This window comes from Pseudomonas thivervalensis (assembly GCF_001269655.1).
Taxonomy (GTDB): Bacteria; Pseudomonadota; Gammaproteobacteria; order Pseudomonadales; family Pseudomonadaceae; genus Aquipseudomonas; species Aquipseudomonas thivervalensis.
Genome location: NZ_LHVE01000015.1, coordinates 36,986 through 56,214 on the forward strand (window position 1 = coordinate 36,986; position 19,229 = coordinate 56,214).

14 protein-coding genes are annotated in these 19,229 nt (G+C 63.1%); 5 read left to right on the top strand and 9 right to left on the bottom strand.

The window, feature by feature from the left end; all coding sequences use genetic code 11:
- Positions 1-230: 230 nt before the first annotated feature.
- From AD659_RS21635 to AD659_RS21655, 5 genes are all read left to right on the top strand, one after another.
- Positions 231-1,388: an efflux RND transporter periplasmic adaptor subunit gene (locus AD659_RS21635; protein WP_053124946.1), complete on the top strand. Its 1,158-nt coding sequence runs from the start codon at positions 231-233 to the stop codon at positions 1,386-1,388.
- Complete coding sequence (locus tag AD659_RS21640; RefSeq protein ID WP_053124948.1) at positions 1,385-4,501, top strand: multidrug efflux RND transporter permease subunit; 3,117 nt, start codon at positions 1,385-1,387, stop codon at positions 4,499-4,501. The genes AD659_RS21635 and AD659_RS21640 overlap by 4 nt, the downstream gene beginning before the upstream one ends.
- Positions 4,502-4,510: 9 nt before the next feature.
- The gene (locus AD659_RS21645) at positions 4,511-5,194 is read left to right on the top strand and encodes a heavy metal response regulator transcription factor (protein WP_053124950.1); all 684 of its coding nucleotides are present in this window, start codon (positions 4,511-4,513) and stop codon (positions 5,192-5,194) included.
- Positions 5,181-6,548 (top strand): heavy metal sensor histidine kinase, encoded by a 1,368-nt coding sequence (locus AD659_RS21650; RefSeq protein ID WP_053124952.1) that lies wholly within the window; start codon positions 5,181-5,183, stop codon positions 6,546-6,548. Before AD659_RS21645 ends, AD659_RS21650 begins: the two co-directional genes overlap by 14 nt.
- A gap of 230 nt (positions 6,549-6,778) precedes the next feature.
- Positions 6,779-8,275 (top strand): sensor domain-containing diguanylate cyclase, encoded by a 1,497-nt coding sequence (locus tag AD659_RS21655; protein ID WP_053124953.1) that lies wholly within the window; start codon positions 6,779-6,781, stop codon positions 8,273-8,275.
- A 453-nt stretch (positions 8,276-8,728) separates the two neighbouring features.
- On the opposite strand, the gene lpxC is transcribed toward AD659_RS21655, so the two are convergent.
- The 9 genes from lpxC to murD form a co-directional block, all read right to left on the bottom strand.
- Positions 8,729-9,640, bottom strand: a complete 912-nt coding sequence (gene lpxC, locus AD659_RS21660; protein ID WP_030139673.1) for a UDP-3-O-acyl-N-acetylglucosamine deacetylase — start codon at positions 9,638-9,640, stop codon at positions 8,729-8,731.
- A gap of 112 nt (positions 9,641-9,752) precedes the next feature.
- The gene (ftsZ, locus tag AD659_RS21665) at positions 9,753-10,946 is read right to left on the bottom strand and encodes a cell division protein FtsZ (protein WP_041020564.1); all 1,194 of its coding nucleotides are present in this window, start codon (positions 10,944-10,946) and stop codon (positions 9,753-9,755) included.
- A gap of 97 nt (positions 10,947-11,043) precedes the next feature.
- A complete protein-coding gene (ftsA, locus tag AD659_RS21670) occupies positions 11,044-12,303 on the bottom strand; it encodes a cell division protein FtsA (protein WP_003205342.1) in 1,260 nt (419 codons plus the stop codon).
- A 15-nt stretch (positions 12,304-12,318) separates the two neighbouring features.
- Positions 12,319-13,185 carry a cell division protein FtsQ/DivIB gene (locus AD659_RS21675; RefSeq protein ID WP_042729561.1) on the bottom strand — a complete coding sequence of 289 codons (867 nt, stop codon included), beginning with the start codon at positions 13,183-13,185 and terminating at the stop codon, positions 12,319-12,321.
- Between the two features lie 3 nt (positions 13,186-13,188).
- Positions 13,189-14,154, bottom strand: coding sequence for a D-alanine--D-alanine ligase (locus AD659_RS21680; RefSeq protein WP_053124955.1), 966 nt, complete (start codon positions 14,152-14,154; stop codon positions 13,189-13,191).
- Entirely contained in the window at positions 14,151-15,611 is a 1,461-nt protein-coding gene (murC, locus tag AD659_RS21685) for a UDP-N-acetylmuramate--L-alanine ligase (protein WP_053124957.1), read from the bottom strand. Before murC ends, AD659_RS21680 begins: the two co-directional genes overlap by 4 nt.
- Positions 15,604-16,674, bottom strand: a complete 1,071-nt coding sequence (murG, locus tag AD659_RS21690) for an undecaprenyldiphospho-muramoylpentapeptide beta-N-acetylglucosaminyltransferase (RefSeq protein WP_053124959.1) — start codon at positions 16,672-16,674, stop codon at positions 15,604-15,606. Before murG ends, murC begins: the two co-directional genes overlap by 8 nt.
- Entirely contained in the window at positions 16,664-17,881 is a 1,218-nt protein-coding gene (gene ftsW, locus AD659_RS21695; protein ID WP_053124962.1) for a putative lipid II flippase FtsW, read from the bottom strand. The genes murG and ftsW overlap by 11 nt, the downstream gene beginning before the upstream one ends.
- The gene (murD, locus tag AD659_RS21700) at positions 17,878-19,224 is read right to left on the bottom strand and encodes a UDP-N-acetylmuramoyl-L-alanine--D-glutamate ligase (protein ID WP_053124964.1); all 1,347 of its coding nucleotides are present in this window, start codon (positions 19,222-19,224) and stop codon (positions 17,878-17,880) included. The genes ftsW and murD overlap by 4 nt, the downstream gene beginning before the upstream one ends.
- Between the last annotated feature and the right edge of the window lie 5 nt (positions 19,225-19,229).

Sequence of the window (19,229 nt, forward strand, 5' to 3'; positions counted from 1 at the left end):
CCCTCGCCACAATTCAGTATGCCGGGCTCGGTAGGCGAGCCGCGAAAGGCGGCAGTATACCTGCCCGATATCCCAGCGCGCAGGGCAGTTTCATCCGCACATCCATTCATCTGACAGCAAGCCAGGACAAAACTGACAAGCCTGTCAGTTAGCCGTCACCTTCCTGACCGGCTCGTAACGCTATATAAGAAAGCTCAAACTCCTGCGTCCCGAACCGGCCCTTTCTATCCATGCGCATCCAGAAGAAAACTGTCCTGCTTGTCGTGCTGTTGGTCGCCCTGGCGGCCCTCGTCCTCTGGTTTGTGCTCAAGCCCGTGACCGCCAAGCCCGGCGCGCCCACCGCCGTTCCGGTGCGGACCGTCAGCGTTGTGCAACAGGATGTCCCGCGCTTTGCCAGTGGCATCGGCACGGTGCTGTCGCTGCACAGCGTGGTGATCCGGCCGCAGATCGACGGCATCCTCACCCGGTTGCTGGTCAAGGAAGGACAACTGGTCAAGAAGGGTGATCTGCTGGCGACCATCGACGACCGTTCGATCCGCGCCAGCCTCGACCAGGCCCGGGCCCAGCTCGGCGAGAGCCAGGCGCAACTGGCGGTGGCCCAGGTCAACCTCAAGCGCTACAAGTTGCTGAGTGTCGATGACGGTGTCTCGAAGCAGACCTACGACCAGCAACAGGCGCTGGTCAACCAGCTCAAGGCGACCGCCCAGGGCAACCAGGCGGCCATCGACTCGGCGCAGGTGCAACTGTCCTACACCCAGATCCGCTCCCCCGTGAGCGGTCGCGTCGGCATTCGCAACGTGGACGAAGGCAACTTCCTGCGCACCAGCGACGCCGAAGGCCTGTTCACGGTGACCCAGATCGACCCGATCGCGGTGGAGTTCTCCCTGCCCCAGCAAATGCTGCCCACCTTGCAACGGTTGATCGCCGCCCCCGAGCAAGCCTTGGTCAAGGCTTACATCGGTGCCGATGGCACCACCGGGGAGCTGCTCGGCGAGGGACGCCTGAGCCTCATCGACAACCAGATCAACGCCAACACCGGAACCCTGCGGGCCAAGGCCGAGTTCAACAACGCCGCGCAACGGTTGTGGCCGGGGCAACTGGTGACGCTGAAAATCCAGACCGCCATCGACAAGGACGCCCTGGTGGTACCGCCCACCGTGGTCCAGCGCGGGCTGGAGCAACACTTCGTGTATCGGATCAAGGGCGACAAGGTCGAGAGCGTGCCGGTGGTGATGGTCTACCAGGACAGCGACCTGCACATCATCAAGGGGGTCAACGCCGGCGACCAACTGGTCAGCGACGGTCAGTCGCGGCTCAAGCCGGGCAGCCACATCCAGGTGCTCAGTGATCCGCCCGCCCTGGCCAAGACTGCGGAGCCGCAACCATGAAGGGCCGCGGCTCGATTTCGGCCTGGTGCATCGACCACCCCATCGCCACGGTGCTGCTGACGTTTGCCTTGGTACTGCTGGGGGTGATCGCGTTTCCTCGCCTGCCCGTCGCGCCGTTGCCGGAGGCGGAATTCCCGACCATCCAGGTGAACGCCCAGTTGCCCGGGGCCAGCCCGGAAACCATGGCGTCGTCGGTGGCGACGCCGTTGGAAGTGCAATTCAGTGCCATTCCCGGCATCACCCAGATGACGTCCAGCAGCGCCCTGGGCTCGACCAACCTGATCCTGCAGTTCAGCCTCGATAAAAGCATCGACACCGCCGCCCAGGAAGTGCAGGCGGCGATCAATACCGCCGCCGGCAAGCTGCCCAACGACATGCCGAACCTGCCGACCTGGCGCAAGGTCAACCCCGCCGACAGCCCGGTGCTGATCCTCAGCATCAGCTCCAGCCTGATGCCCGGCACCGAGCTGAGCGACTACGTCGAAACCCTGCTCTCCCGCCAGATCAGCCAGATCGATGGCGTAGGACAAATCTACATTACTGGCCAGCAACGTCCGGCGATCCGGGTCCAGGCCTCGGCTGACCGACTCGCCGCCATCGGCCTGACCCTGGCCGACATCCGCCTGGCGCTCCAGCAGGCCAGCCTCAACCTGGCCAAGGGCGCCCTGTACGGCGACTCGAGCATTTCCACCCTGTCCACCAACGACCAGTTGTTCCAGCCTGCCGAGTACGGCGAGCTGATCGTGTCCTACCGGGACGGGGCACCGGTTCATCTCAAGGACATCGCCAAGGTCGTCAACGGCTCGGAAAACGCTTACGTCCAGGCCTGGTCCGACAACGAGCCGGGGGTCAACCTGGTGATTTTCCGGCAACCGGGGGCGAACATCGTCGAGACCGTCGACCGCATCCAGGCGGCCCTGCCAACCCTGCAAGCCATGCTGCCCGCGGCGGTGCAGGTCAAGGTGCTGATCGACCGCACCCAGACCATCCGCGCCTCGCTGCATGAGGTGGAGATCACCTTGCTGATCGCCGTGCTGCTGGTGGTGGCGGTGATGGCGCTGTTCCTGCGCCAGCTCTCGGCGACCTTGATCGTCTCGGCGGTGCTGGGGGTGTCGCTGATCGCCAGTTTCGCGCTGATGTACGTGATGGGCTTCAGCCTGAACAACCTGACCCTGGTGGCGATCGTCATCTCGGTGGGGTTCGTGGTGGACGATGCGATTGTGGTGGTGGAGAACATCCACCGCCACCTCGAGGCCGGCGACGGCATGCGCGAGGCCGCGATCAAGGGGGCCGGCGAAATTGGCTTCACCGTGGTCTCCATCAGTTTCTCGCTGATCGCCGCGTTCATTCCGCTGCTGTTCATGGGGGGCGTGGTCGGGCGCCTGTTCAAGGAATTTGCCCTGACTGCCACGTCGACCATCCTGATCTCGGTGGTGGTGTCCCTCACATTGGCGCCGACCCTGGCCGCGCTGTTCATGCGCGCCCCGGTGCACCACGCCCACGGCGCACCAGGGTTCGGCGAACGCCTGCTGGGCTGGTATGAGCGCGGCCTGCGGCGGGCCCTGGCCCATCAGAAGCTGATGATCGGCGTGTTCGGCCTGACCCTGGCACTGGCGGTGGTGGGCTACGTGTTCATTCCCAAGGGTTTCTTCCCGGTACAGGACACCGGCCTGGTGCTGGGTACCAGCGAAGCCGCCGCCGATGTGTCGTTTCCGGACATGGTGGCCAAGCACAAGGCCCTGGCCGAAATCGTCGCCGCCGACCCGGCGGTGCAGACCTTCTCCCATTCCGTCGGCGTCTCGGGCAACAACCAGACCATCGCCAACGGCCGCTTCTGGATCGCCCTCAAGCCCCGGGGCGAGCGTGACGTGTCGGCCAGCGGCTTCATCGACCGGATCCGCCCGCAATTGCTGAAAATCCCCGGCGTGGTGCTGTACCTCAGGGCCGGACAGGACATCAACCTCAGCTCCGGTCCCAGTCGCGCCCAATATCAGTGCGTGCTCAAGAGCAACGACGGGCCGAGCCTCAACGCCTGGACGCAAAAACTCACCGACAAGCTGCGCGGCAACCCGGCGTTCCGTGACATCTCCAACGACCTGCAACTGGGCGGCAGCATCACCCACATCAACATCGACCGCAGCGCGGCGGCGCGTTTCGGCCTCACCGCCACCGATGTCGACCAGGCCCTGTACGACGCCTTCGGCCAGCGGCAGATCAATGAATTCCAGACCGAGACCAACCAGTACAACGTGATCCTGGAACTCGACACCGCGCAACGGGGCAAGGCCGAAAGCCTGGCGTATTTCTACCTGCGCTCGCCCCTGAGCGGAGAAATGGTGCCGCTCTCGGCCCTGGCCCGCTTCGATGCGCCGAGCAACGGCCCTTTGTCCATTGCCCACGACGGCATGTTCCCGGCCGCCAACCTGTCGTTCAACCTGGCGCCCGGCGTAGCCCTGGGGGACGCGGTGCGCCTGCTCGACCAGGCGAAAAACGAAATCGGCATGCCGGCCGCCATCACCGGCAATTTCCAGGGCGCGGCCCAGGCCTTCCAAAGTTCGCTGGCGAGCCAGCCATGGCTGATCCTCGCCGCGCTGGTGGCCGTGTACATCATCCTCGGCGTGCTCTACGAGAGTTTCGTGCACCCGTTGACGATCATCTCTACCCTGCCCTCGGCCGGCCTCGGCGCGCTGATCATGCTCTGGCTGCTGGGCCAGGACTTTTCGATCATGGCGCTGATCGGGCTGGTGTTGCTGATCGGTATCGTCAAGAAGAACGGCATCCTGATGATCGACTTTGCCCTCGACGCCCAGCGCAACAAAGGGCTGGCCCCCCAGGAGGCGATTTTCCAGGCGTGCCTGACACGCTTCCGGCCGATCATGATGACCACCCTGGCCGCCCTGCTCGGCGCCCTGCCGCTGATGCTTGGTTATGGCGCCGGCGCGGAACTGCGCCAGCCGCTGGGCATCGCGGTGGTGGGCGGCCTATTGGTGAGCCAGGCGCTGACGCTGTTCACCACACCGGTCATATACTTGTGGCTCGAGCGCCTGTTCCATCGGCCCGCCCATCAGCCAGGATCGGCGCCGACGGTGGCGCTGGCAAGCACGGATCATTGAGGCGGAGCCATGCGCGTTCTGATCATCGAAGACGAAGAAAAAACCGCGGACTACCTGCACCGCGGCCTGACCGAACAGGGCTACACCGTGGACGTAGCGCCAGACGGTATCGAGGGACTGCACCTGGCCCTGGAAACCGACTATGCGGTAATCGTGCTCGACGTGATGCTGCCTGGCCTGGACGGCTTCGGCGTGCTCCGCGCCTTGCGCGCCCGCAAGCAGACACCGGTGATCATGCTCACCGCCCGGGAACGGGTCGAGGATCGCATCAAGGGGCTACGCGACGGTGCTGACGATTACCTGGGCAAACCCTTTTCGTTCCTGGAGCTGGTGGCCCGCCTGCAAGCCCTGACCCGCCGCAGCGGCGGCCACGAACCGGTTCAGGTGAGCATCGCCGACCTGTGGATCGACCTGATCAGCCGCAAGGCCACGCGCGCCGGCCAGCGCCTGGACCTGACCGCCAAGGAGTTCTCCCTGCTCAGCGTCCTGGCCCGGCGCCAAGGCGAAATCCTCTCGAAAACCGCCATTGCCGAGATGGTCTGGGACATCAACTTCGACAGTGACGCCAACGTGGTGGAAGTGGCGATCAAACGCTTGCGGGCCAAGCTCGACGGGCCATTCGAACAGAAGCTGCTGCACACCATCCGCGGCATGGGTTATGTGCTGGAGAATCGCAGCAATGAAGTTGCCTGACAGCATCGCCCTGCGCCTGAGCGCCCTGTTCACGCTGGTGGCGGCGCTGGTGTTCCTGTTGATCGGGGGCGCCTTGTACCAACAGGTCGCCAAAGGCTTGGGCCTGCTGCCTGAAGCCGAGCTCGATGCCCGCTACAGCGTCCTGGAGTCCACCGTCGGCCGCTATGGCACGCCTGAACACTGGGTGAAGATCAACAACAAGCTGCGATTGCTCGGCGAAGAAGACAAGCGCATCCATTTCTGGATCGTCAGCGACGATCCACGCTTTGAATACGGCAATCCCGATGCGCAGATCCGCACCTTTGCCCAAGGCGCCCTGGGTAAGCGCGACCTGACATTGCCCCATCGGCACTACCCCATGAAAGTACTGGTGAGCCAGTTCCCGGCCAAGGACCAACGCCCGCCGCTGCGTTTCATGATCGGCATCGACACCGAGACCTTCTACCAGACCCAGCATCGCCTGTTGGTGGCGCTGGTGAGCCTGGCGATTATCGGCGTGCTCCTGGCTTCGCTGCTGGGCTACTGGGTCGCGCGCATCGGCCTCAAGCCGCTGATCAAGCTGTCCGATGAAGCCCAGCGCCTGGCCCCACCCCGCCTGTCCGGGCGCTTGCAACTGTCGCCCTTGCCGCCGGAGCTGGGCCAGTTCGTCAGTTCCTTCAACGCCACCCTGGACCGGGTCGAACAGGCTTACTCACGGCTGGAGTCGTTCAATGCCGACGTCGCCCACGAGTTGCGCTCGCCCCTGACCAACCTGATCGGCCAGACACAGGTGGCGCTGACCCGAGGGCGCTCGGCCGAACATTATTTCGAAGTGCTGCAATCGAATCTCGAGGAGCTGGAGCGGCTGCGCTCGATCATCAACGACATGCTGTTCCTGGCCAGCGCCGACCAGGGCAGCAAGGCCACCAAGTTGACCAGCACGTCCCTGGCCGGCGAAGTGGCGACCACCCTCGACTACCTGGACTTCATTCTGGAAGATGCCCAGGTCCAGGTCCGGGTCAGCGGCGACGCCCAGGCCAACATCGAAATCGCCCACCTGCGTCGGGCGCTGATCAATTTGCTGAGCAACGCCGTGCAACACACGGCGCCCGGGCACGTGATCGAGGTGCGCATCGAAGCCGTTGGCGACCAGATCTGCCTCGCCGTCACCAACCCCGGCGACCCGATTGCCGGCGAGCACCTGCCGCGCTTGTTCGAACGCTTCTATCGCGTCGATGCCTCGCGCAGCAACAGTGGCGCCAACCATGGGCTGGGGCTGGCCATCGTCAAGGCCATCGCGCTGATGCATGGTGGCGATGTTTTTGTACACAGCGACCAGGGCGCCAACACGTTCGGGATCCGTTTGCCAGCCTGACACCGCCACAAGGTTCGATCTTTTCCATTTGAATGCTGGGCGAAAGCCAACTGAAGCAAAATCGACCGATCGCAGCCTTCGGCAGTTCCTACCGAGTTATTGCGCAAACACTGATTGCCCGCCATCACCGATCCAAGCACAATTCAGCAAAAGGCCAGCATCTGGTTCATTGCCGGTTTGCAATCCTTTGGGACGGATCCCAGCCACATGACTATGCAGACATCGGACCCATGAGCGCGCGCAGTGCGACACCCGGCAACACCCCGCTTTCGATACGTTCGGAACGGGTACTCGTACTGGCCTGTTCGCTGGTTGTCATCGCCATCCTGAGCATCGTGACGTTTCTGTTGATCCGCGAACATGCCGCCGCACAACAGGCTGCGACACGTGCGGCGACCAATATCGTGCAATTGATTGACGCCGATGTGCTGCGTAACGTGGAGCTCTACGATCTGTCGCTGCAAGGTTTGGTCGCCGCTGCCAAACGCGACGATCTGAAAGACGTTTCGCCAGCGATTCGCCATCTGGCGCTGTTCGACCGCGCCACCGCCGCCCCCTACAAAGGCGACATCCTGCTGCTCGACAAGCGTGGCGATGTCATCGCCGACTCCGCCTCGATCGAACCGCGAAAAGGCAATTACGCCGACCGAGAATATTTCCAGTCCCATGTCCAGGACCCGAGCCCGGGCATGATGATCAGCCGCCCGTTCCGTTCCAGAAGTCATGCGCAGGACTGGCGCATCAGTTTCAGCTATCGACTGAGCGACGAACGGGGCGAGTTCATGGGCGTGGCCGAGGCCGCGATGCGCCTGAATTACTTCAACCAATTATTCAAAAGCTTGAACATCGGACATGGCGGGACGGTCAATCTGGTCAGCAGCAAAGGCATTCTATTGGCACAGGAGCCGCCCCTGGCCGACGATCTGATAGGCAAGGATTTCAGCAACCGACCGAACTTCGTACGCATCCTGCGCGAAGGCAACGGCAGTTTCACCAGTGTATCCGGCCAGGATCAGAAAACGCGCCTGTATACCTTTTCCCAGGTAGGCAACTTGCCTCTGATCGTTGTGGTGGCCCTCTCGACCCAAGAGGTTTTTGCTTCCTGGCTACGCACCGCGCTCTTGGTCAGCGGCGCCACCGGTGCGCTGTGCATTGGCCTGCTGTGGGTCACCTGGCTGCTGCGCCGCGAATTGCGACGCCGCCACAATGCCGAACGGGAACTGGCACAGCTGGCCTCCACCGATGCCCTCACCGGCCTGGCCAACCGACGAACGCTGGACGAGACGTTGCAACAGGAATGGCTGCGTGCCCAACGTTCGGGCCAACCGTTGTCTGTGCTGATGATCGATGCCGATCACTTCAAGGCATTCAATGATCGCCATGGTCATCAGCAGGGTGACGAGGCCCTGCGAACCTTGGCGCAGTTGATCGGCCAACACGTCCGACGCCCCGCCGACCTGGCGGCGCGTTATGGCGGTGAAGAGTTCTCGGTGGTGCTGCCGGAGACCACCACCGCTGGTGCGTTCACCATGGCTCAGAACATTCGCGACGCGGTTGAACAGTTACCACCGGTGACCGAGGGGGGAGCGTCCATGACGGTGAGTATTGGCATCGCTACTTGGCTGAACGGGCCGTATGGTGAGCTTCCGCAACTTTTGTTCGCTGCGGACAAGGCGCTGTACCAGGCGAAGGCCAGTGGGCGAAATCGTGTGGTTTGTGCGATGTGATGTCCGGTGATGTTGGATACCCACAAGGGTTTTGGGAACGGCACGGTCCTGTGGCGAGGGAGCTTGCTCCCGCTGGGTCGCGCAGCGGCCCCAAAAAAGCGATGAGCGCTGCGCACTCAAGCGGGAGCAAGCTCCCTCGCCACAAAAGCTTCCCAGCCATCACGCCACAGATTGATCAACGGTAAACACTGTGGGAGCGAGCCTGCTCGCGATGGCGGTGTGTCAGTTTGCGGTGACCGGCCCCTTCGCGAGCAGGCTCGCTCCCACAGGAGGAACACGGTTCCCTCAAGGACCAGGTCGGCTATTAGGCCGCCTCGGGGAGGACGTTGATCTCGGGCGCCCTGTTAGTTACCGCAGCAACGGATATACACACCAAAAAGATATACACCCAAAAAGCGCCCATAAAAAAAGGCCACCCAAAGGCAGCCTTCAAAAACTAGAGAGGTTTTTTGCTTACACAGCCGCAACAGGGCGCATGTAAGAGATTGGTGCGGTGCTGGCGTCTTCGAACGTCACGACTTCCCAAGCATCCTTCTGCTCAATCAACTTGCGCAGCAGCTGGTTGTTCAGTGCGTGACCGGACTTGAAGCCCTTGAACTCACCAATCAGGCTATTGCCCAGCAGGTAGAGGTCGCCGATTGCATCGAGGATCTTGTGCTTGACGAATTCGTCTTCATAACGAAGGCCGTCTTCGTTCAATACACCATCGGAATCGACCACGATCGCGTTTTCAACACTGCCGCCGAGTGCGAGGTTGTGCTTGCGCAGGTACTCGATGTCACTCATGAAACCAAAGGTACGGGCGCGGCTGACTTCTTTTACGAACGAAGTGCTGGAAAAATCCACGCTTGCACTCTGGGTGCGGTCACGGAAAACCGGGTGATCGAAATCGATCTCGAAGCTCACCTTGAAACCTTCGAAAGGGACGAAAGTGGCGCGCTTGTCGCCGTCTTCCACAGTCACTTCCCGCAGGATGCGGATGAACTTCTTGGCTGCGTCCTGCTCTTCCAGGCCAGCCGATTGAATCAGGAATACGAAGGGTCCGGCACTGCCATCCATGATCGGGACTTCGGACGCGGAGAGCTCGACGTAGGCGTTATCGATGCCCAGGCCAGCCATGGCCGAGAGCAAATGCTCCACCGTGTCCACTTTGGTGTCACCGTTGACCAGTGTGGTCGACATAGTGGTTTCACCAACGTTTTCCGCGCGAGCAGGAATCTGCACCACAGGGTCGAGGTCGGCACGACAAAACACGATGCCGGTATCGACAGGCGCGGGCTTGAGGGTCAGGTAGACCTTCTCGCCGGAGTGCAGGCCGACACCTGTGGCACGGATAATATTCTTCAGGGTGCGTTGTTTAATCATGGCATGGGCCGCTTCAGCGCAAATTGCGAACTGGTATCAACAAAGGCTGGCGATGATAGCAGACCAGACCTTTGCTGAACACCAATCAACCGTATCCCCCTGATACATTCCATCAATCGGCCTGACGACGCAGGAAAGCCGGGATGTCCAGGTAATCCAGATCGTCTTGCGGATTCATCTTCGCGGCAGTCGCAGCACCGGCCTGGGCCTGGTTGCGCATGACGGTCGGACGGTCCAGGTCACGGTAGTTCACCGCAGGCTGTTCCTGACGAACGGGGGCTTGTTGCTGTGGCTGGGAGGCCATGGTGGTCTGCACGGTGTTGTCGATCACCTTCATCGGCTTCTCGATTTTCGCGCCCAGGCCAGTGGCAACCACGGTCACGTGCAGCTCATCGCGCATGTCCGGATCGATCACGGTGCCGACCTTGACCATCGCGTGGTCGGACGCGAACGCCTCGATGATGCTACCCACGTCGGAGTACTCGCCCAGGGACAAATCCGGACCGGCGGTGATATTCACCAGGATGCCACGGGCGCCCTGCAGGTTGACGTCTTCGAGCAACGGGTTGCGGATGGCCGCTTCGGTGGCTTCGCGTGCACGGTTCGGACCGCTGGCGCAGCCAGTGCCCATCATCGCCATGCCCATTTCCGACATCACGGTGCGTACGTCGGCGAAGTCGACGTTGATCATGCCCGGACGCTTGATGATGTCGGAGATACCGCGAACGGCACCGGCCAGTACGTCATCGGCCTTGGCGAAAGCCGACAAGAGGCTTGCGTCTTTACCCAGGATGGTCAGCAGCTTCTCGTTGGGGATGGTGATCAACGAGTCGACGCTTTCGCTCAGCGCGCGGATGCCTTCATCGGCGATCTGCATGCGCTTGCGACCTTCGAACGGGAACGGACGGGTCACCACCGCAACGGTGAGAATGCCCATTTCCTTGGCCACTTCGGCAATGATCGGCGCAGCACCGGTACCGGTACCGCCGCCCATGCCCGTGGTGATGAACACCATATTGGTGCCAGCCAGGACTTCAGCGATGCGCTCGCGGTCTTCCAGGGCAGCCTGACGGCCAACCTCGGGATTCGCGCCGGCACCCAGGCCCTTGGTCACGCCGGTACCCAGTTGCAGGATGGTCCGCGCGCCAATGTTTTTCAGCGCTTGAGCATCGGTGTTGGCGCAGATGAATTCGACGCCTTCGATGTTGCTCTTGACCATGTGGTTGACAGCGTTGCCGCCGCCACCGCCGACACCGATTACTTTGATAACCGGGCTAGCGGGGATGTTGTCTACGAGTTCGAACATTTTCCCTCTCCTTCATTCTCTAGTTTTTTCGCCTACTGCGTTTGCTGCGTCTTCCAGCGCCAAGCCTGAAACTTGCCGCGTGAAGCTTTGAAACTGTTTAAAAGTTGCCTTTGACCCAAGCCTGGAGCCGCTCGAACAACGGTGCCTTCGGCTCGTCGCTGCTGTAGCTGTCGCGGCTGCCAATCCCCGAAAACGAGATCCCGTCGGATTGTTTCTGCAGGCCGTACATCAACAGGCCCACGCCGGTGGAATAGATCGGGTTGCGAACCACGTCATCCAGGCCCTTGACGCCATGGGGCACGCCCAGGCGCACCGGCATGTGGAAAATCTCTTCGGCCAGCTCGACCGCGCCTTCCATCTTCGACGTACCGCCGGTCAGCACGATGCCAGCCGGGATCAGGTCTTCGTAGCCACTGCGACGCAGTTCGGCCTGGATCAGCGTGAACAGCTCGTCGTAACGCGGCTCGACCACTTCGGCCAGGGCCTGGCGCGACAGTTCGCGCGGTGGACGGTCGCCAACGCTTGGCACCTTGATGGTTTCGCCGGCGCCGGCCAGCTTGGCCAGGGCGCAGGCGTAGCGGATCTTGATCTCCTCGGCGTACTGGGTCGGGGTGCGCAACGCCATGGCGATGTCGTTGGTCACCTGGTCACCCGCAATCGGGATCACGGCCGTGTGGCGGATCGCGCCTTCGGTGAAGATCGCGATGTCGGTGGTGCCGCCGCCAATGTCTACCAGGCACACGCCCAGTTCTTTCTCGTCGTCGGTCAGCACCGAGTAGGCCGAGGCCAGTTGCTCGAGGATGATGTCGTCGATTTCCAGGCCGCAGCGGCGCACGCACTTCTCGATGTTCTGCGCAGCGTTCACCGCACAGGTCACCACGTGGACCTTGGCTTCCAGGCGCACGCCGGACATGCCCAGGGGCTCGCGCACGCCTTCCTGGTTATCGATCACGTAGTCCTGCGGCAGGGTGTGCAGCACACGCTGGTCGGCCGGGATCGCCACGGCCTGGGCCGCGTCGAGAACGCGCTCGAGGTCGGCGGAGCTGACTTCGCGATCACGAATCGCCACGATGCCGTGGGAGTTCAGGCTGCGGATGTGATTGCCCGCCACGCCGACGAACGCCGAGTGGATCCGGCAACCGGCCATCAGTTGCGCCTCTTCGATGGCGCGCTGGATCGATTGCACGGTGGACTCGATGTTCACCACCACGCCTTTCTTCAAGCCACGGGACGGGTGTGTACCGATCCCGACGATGACCAGCGTGCCGTCGTCCGCGACTTCGCCTACCAGCGCCACCACCTTGGAAGTGCCGATATCGAGACCGACGATCATTTTCCCGCTTTGCACGTTTGCCATGGGTCCTGCCTCTTCTTAATTCTTCGCGACGGCGGGTTCGGCCGTCGTCGGCGCTACAGGTTCCCGCCAGCCAACAGCGAGGCCGTTGGCGTAGCGCAGATCGATGCGCGCAATGTTCGTAATCTGTTCTTTGAGCGTCTTGTCATAGATGGCGATGAAGCGGCGCATCTTTTCCACCAGGTTGCCGCGCCCGAGCAACAGCTCGATGCCCGGTCCCGAGCTGCCCGCGCCAGTGGTCAGGAACCAACTGCCGCGCTCACGCAATTCCAGGCGCGCGATGGAGAAACCCAACGGCCGCAACATCTGGCTCAACACCTGGTATTGCTGCATCACTTGCTGCTGGGCCCGCTGTGGACCGAACAGTTGTGGCAAATGTTCATAATTGGCCAGTTCTCGCGGCGTAAACGCCTGGCCCTGGTTGTTCAACAGCGATTCGTCGCCCCAACGGGCCACCGGCAGTTGTTCCTCCAGGCGAATCGACACCTGGTCGGGCCACACCCGCCGGACTTCGGCATGGGCGATCCAGGGCATCTGCTCCAGCTCCGTGCGCATGCCCGCCAGGTCGATGGTGAAGAAGCTCGACGCGACGAACGGGGCGATCCGCTGCTGCACCGCCTGCTGACTGATGTAGCTCAGGTCGCCCTGGACGTTGATCCGGGCAATCGGCCGGTCGGCATAAGGCAGCAACCGTTGCGCGCCTTCATACGTACCGAACCCCAACGCCACCAGCAGCACCGGCCAGAACAGGCTCTTGAGAAAACCAAAATTGGCTTTCGGCAAGCGCGCCGACATCGGCTCTTTGGCCACCATTCGGCTGGCACCCCGCGGCACCGGCTTGCGACCGGGTGCGGATGGCTGATGACGAAGCGATGCGCCTTGCATGGCTTAACCTCTTGGCTCTTGTTGGCCGACACTGGCGGCCAGGATCGACAGCACCAGTTGCTGGAAGTCCAGGCCGGCGGCGCGGGCCGCCATCGGCACCAGGCTGTGATCGGTCATGCCGGGGGCGGTGTTGACTTCCAGGAACCAGAACTGCCCATCGGCGTCCTGCATCACGTCCGCCCGGCCCCAACCGGCGATACCCAGCGCCTCACAGGCCTTGGCCGTGAGGTCCATCAGTTGTTTTTCCTTGGCGGCATCCAGCCCGCAGGGAATGCGGTACTGGGTATCGTTGGCGATGTACTTGGCGTCGTAGTCGTAGAACGTGTGGGGCGTGCCCAGCGCAATCGGGGGCAACACCTGGTCACGCAGGGTGGCGATGGTGAACTCGGGACCGGTGATCCATTGTTCGACCAACACTTGCGAATCGTAGGAACTGGCGTCCTTCCAGGCTGCGGTCAACTCAGGCAGCGAATTCACTTTCGCCATGCCGATACTTGAACCTTCATGGGCCGGTTTGACGATCAAAGGGAAGCCCAGTTCCGTCGCTGCCGAAATACAATCGGCCTCGGACGCCAGCACGGCGTGACGCGGCGTTGGAATGCCGAGGCTGTGCCAGACCTGCTTGGTGCGCAGCTTGTCCATCGCCAGGGCGGACGCGAGGATGCCACTGCCGGTGTAGGGAATACCGAGGCATTCGAGCAGGCCTTGCATGCTGCCGTCTTCGCCACCGCGACCGTGAAGAATGATGAAGGCGCGGTCGATCTTTTCGCTCAGCAGGCGCTGCAGGAAGTCATCGCCCACGTCGATGCCGAAGGCGTCGACGCCGGCGCTTTGCAAGGCTTGCAGCACGGCGTTGCCGGACTTGAGGGAGACCTCGCGCTCGGCGCTCTTGCCACCGAACAGCACGGCGACGCGGCCGAAGGCTTTCGGATCGAGGGTCGAGACCAGGTTGGCGTAGGCAGCAGTCATTTCAGTTTCCCCTCGCTGGACGCCACGATGGCTCCGGCGAATAACGGACTGTTCAACAGTTTCGGGGCCAGGCCACCGATGTCACCGGCGCCCTGGCACAGCAGGATGTCGCCGGCGCGCAGCAGCGGCTTGACCAGCGGCGCGAGGTCCACGCCGCGTTCGATGTAGATCGGGTCCAACTGGCCACGCTGGCGAATGCTGTGGCACAGCTGGCGGCTGTCGGCCCCCGGGATCGGCTCTTCACCGGCCGGATAGACTTCCATCAACAGCAACACGTTGGCGTCGGCCAGCACCTGGACGAAATCGTCATACAGGTCGCGGGTGCGGCTGTAGCGGTGCGGCTGGTAGACCATCACCAGGCGCCGCTCCGGCCAGCCACCGCGCACGGCCTTGATCACCGCGGCGACTTCGGTTGGGTGGTGGCCGTAGTCGTCCACCAACATCACGTTGCCGCCGTCCACCGGCAGTTCGCCGTAGACCTGGAAGCGCCGGCCCACGCCCTGGAACCCGGACAGGCCCTGGACGATGGCTTCATCGCTGACGCCTTCGTCAGTGGCGATGCAGATAGTGGCCAAGGCGTTGAGCACGTTGTGGTTGCCGGGCATGTTCACCGACACGTCCAACGGCTCGCGATCGGGACGCAACACGGTGAAGAACGTCTGCATGCCCTGCTGGCGCACGTTGATGGCGCGTACGTCGGCGTCTTCGCCAAAACCGTAGGTCACGGTCGGACGCTTGATCAGCGGCAGGATTTCGCGCACCACCGGGTCGTCAAGGCACACCACCGCCAAACCATAGAACGGCAGGTTGTGCAGGAACTCGACGAAGGTTTTCTTCAGTTTGTTGAAGTCACCGTCGTAGGTCGCCATGTGGTCGGCGTCGATGTTGGTCACCACCGCCACCAGCGGTTGCAGGTGCAGGAAGCTCGCATCGCTCTCGTCGGCTTCGGCGATCAGGTAGCGGCTGGTGCCCAACTGGGCATTGGTGCCCGCGGCATTCAGGCGACCACCGATCACGAAGGTCGGGTCCAGGCCACCGGCCGCGAACACCGAGGCGATCAGGCTGGTGGTGGTGGTCTTGCCGTGGGTGCCGGCGACGGCGATGCCGTGGCGATAGCGCATCAGCTCGGCGAGCATCTCGGCCCGTGGCACTACGGGAATACGGCGTTCCAGGGCGGTGGCGACTTCCGGGTTGGAGGTGTTCACGGCGCTGGACACCACCAGCACGTCGGCATTGGCGGCGTTCTCGGCACGGTGGCCGATAAAGATCTGCGCACCGAAGGATTCCAGGCGCTCGGTGACCGGGGAGGCCTTCAGGTCGGAGCCCGAGACCTGGTAACCCAGGTTCAGCAGCACCTCGGCGATCCCGCACATGCCCACGCCGCCGATACCGACGAAGTGGATGCGGCGAATACGGCGCATTTCCGGTTGCGGCATGGCTTTGCGATTCTCAACCATGGGCCACCTCCAGGCAGGTATCGACCACTTGGGCCGTGGCATCGGGTTTGGCCAGGCGGCGCGCGGCGCGGGCCATGTCTTCAAGTCGTTGCGGCTGCATCAAAACCTCTGTCAGGCGGGCGGCAAGATCCGCGGCGCCAGTCGTTCTTTGCGGCATCAGGAAGGCAGCGCCTTCACGGGCCAAATAATCGGCGTTACGGGTCTGGTGATCGTCGATGGCGTGGGGCAAAGGCACCAGCATCGAGGGCAGACCGGCGGCAGCCAGTTCACTGATGGTCAACGCGCCTGCGCGGCAGATCACCAGGTCGGCCCAGCCATAGGCGTGGGCCATGTCTTTGATGAAAGGCTGCACTTGCGCCTCGACGCCGGCGGCGCGGTAGCGCTCGGCGGTCACTTCATCGTGGTTTTTGCCAGCCTGGTGAAACACTTCCGGGCGCAGTTCGGGGGCGACCTGCGACAAGGCTTCGGGCAGCAATTTGTTCAACGGCTCTGCCCCCAGGCTTCCACCCAGGACCAGCAAACGCGCCTTGCGTCCGGCCAGGGCCGGGCGCGGTGTTTCGAGGAACAGCTCGGTACGCACCGGATTACCGGTGGTGCGGCGGCTGCCCGACAGGGTAAAGGTGTCGGGAAAGGCTTCACAGACCCGGGCGGCCAACGGCACCAGTAACCGATTGGCGGTACCGGCCACGGCGTTCTGCTCATGGACGATCACCGGCACACCGGCCAGTTTTGCCGCAACGCCGCCAGGACCGGTCACATAACCACCGAACCCGACCACGCACACCGGGCGCAACCGGCGAATGATCGCCCGCGCCTGCCAGATCGACTTGAGCAGCATCAGCGGCGCCTTGAGCAGTGACAACTTGCCCTTGCCCCGCAGGCCGCTGGCGTCGATCCGGTGCAGTTCGAGGCCGGCGCCGGGCACCAGTTCGTTCTCGATGCCCCGTGGCGTGCCCAGCCAGTGCACGGTGTAGCCGCGCGCCTGGAATTCCCGGGCACAAGCCAGCGCCGGGAACACATGCCCGCCAGTACCGCCCGCCATGATCAGCACGTTAGCGTCCATGAGTCGGCTCCTCGGCGAAGTCGCTCTCCTGGAATTCCATCTCTTCGCTGCCCAAGTGGGTTCGACTCTCCCATTCGATGCGCAGCAACAGGCCGAGACAGGCACAGCAGATCACCAGGGAGCTGCCGCCATAACTGAGGAACGGCAGCGTCAGGCCCTTGGTCGGCAACAGGCCGACGTTCACGCCGATGTTGATCAGGAACTGGCCGATCCACAGGAACGACAAGCCATACGCCACATAGGCAGCGAAAAACTGCTTGGCCTTCTCGGCCCACAGGCCGATGTACATGCCGCGCACGCAGACGAACACGAACAGGGCGACGGTGCACAGGGAACCCACCACGCCCAGCTCTTCGGCCAGGACCGAGAACACGAAGTCGGTGTGGGCTTCCGGCAGGTAGAACTGCTTCTGCACGCTGTTGCCCAGGCCCACGCCCAGCCATTCACCGCGACCGAAGGCAATCAGTGCCTGGGTCAATTGATAGCCGGAACCGAACTGGTCGGCCCACGGATCGGTAAAGGTGATCAGGCGCGCCATCCGATACGGTTGCGCCTGCACCAGCACGGTCACCGCCGCCACCGCCAGCACGACCATCAAGGTGAAGCGGAACAGCCCGACGCCGCCCAGGAACAGCATCGCCGCCGCCGCGCCCATCATCACCACCGTGGCGCCGAAGTCCGGCTCCATCAGCAGCAGGCCTGCCATCGGTAGCAACACGATGAACGGCTTGAAGAACCCCATCCAGCTCTCGCGCACTTCCTTCTGGCGACGCACCAGGTAACCGGCGAGGTAGATCACCACGAAGACCTTGGCGATCTCCGAAGGCTGGACGTTGAAGAAGCTGAAGCCGATCCAGCGCATCGAGCCATTGACCTCGCGGCCAATGCCCGGCAAGAGCACCATCACCAACAGGCCGAAGGCCCCGAGCAGCATCATCCAGCCCAGGCGTTGCCAGGTGGCGATCGGCACCATCATGGTGACGATGCACGCGCCCAGGCCAATCACCAGGTAAATCAGGTGGCGGATCATGTGGTAAAGCGTGTTGCCCGACTGCACGGCGGCCACTTCCGACGACGCGGAGGTGATCATTACCAGGCCCAGGCCCAGCAAGGCCAGGCAACCGGCGAGCATCGGAAAATCCAGGTCGATGCCACGGCCGGTGATCAACGGCGACGGGTACGGCTTGATGATGTTCATCAGGTTCATGCCAAGTCCTCCGCGGCCCGGGCGAACAATTGCCCACGCTCTTCGTAGTTCTTGAACATGTCGAAACTGGCGCAGGCCGGCGACAACAGCACCGCATCGCCCGGTTGCGCGAGAGCGCGGCATTGCTGCACCGCCTCGTCCAGGGAACCGACACGGACCAGCGGCACGGCATCGCCGAGGGCCTGGGCGATCAATTCGCGGTCACGGCCCATCAGCACCACGGCCCGGCAGTTGGCCGCCACGGGGTCGCGCAGGTCCTTGAAGTCGGCGCCCTTGCCGTCGCCGCCGGCGATCAGCACGAGTTTGCCTTCGATGTCCGCGCCCAGGCCTTCGATGGCGGCCAGCGCGGCCCCGACATTGGTGGCCTTGGAGTCGTTGTACCAGGCCACGCCATCCAGGTCGCGCACCCACTGGCAGCGGTGCTCAAGGCCGGCGAAGGTGCGCAGGGCCGAAAGCATGGCGTCGAATGGCAGACCAACCGCATGCCCCAGGGCTAGCGCAGCCAGGGCATTGGCCTGGTTGTGGGCGCCACGAATCTTCAACTCGCGCACCGGCATCAGGCTCTGGAATTCGAAGGCCAGGTATTTCTCGCCATTCTCTTCGCGCAAGCCGAAGCCTTTGAAATCCGGAACACCGAGGCCGAAGGACCAGCAGGGCATGCCCTCGCCCAGCAACGGACGGGTCAAGGCGTCCTGACGGTTGAACACCACTTGCCGGGCGCCCCGGAAGATCCGGTGCTTGGCCAAGTGATAAGCCGGCAGGCCGCTGTAACGGTCCATGTGGTCTTCGCTGACGTTGAGCACGGTGGCCACTTCGGCGCCCAGGTGGGCGGTGGTCTCCAGCTGGAAGCTCGACAGCTCCATCACGTACAGCTCGACGTCATCGCTGAGCAGGTCCAGCGCCGGGGTACCGAGGTTGCCGCCCACGGCGACGCGCTTGCCGGCCGCCGCAGCCATCTCACCGACCAGGGTGGTGACGGTGCTCTTGGCATTGGAACCGCTGATGGCGACGATCGGCGCCTTCGCGTTACGCGCGAACAGCTCGATGTCGCCGGACAATTTCACGCCACGGGCCGCGGCAGCCTGCAGGGCCGGAGTCGCCAGGGCCAGGCCGGGGCTCACGTAGAGTTCATCGGCGCGGCACAGGAATTCGACGTCCAGCTCGCCACAACGCACGTCCACCTGCGGATAGTCACGGCGCAGCGTGGCCAGCTCAGGCGGATTTTCCCGCGTATCGGCCACGGCAAACGACACGCCCCGGTTCGCCAGGAAGCGAACCAGGGACATGCCGCTCTTGCCGAGGCCGACAACGATGCGGAAGTGGTCAGAAGCGATCAGGGACACTCGTT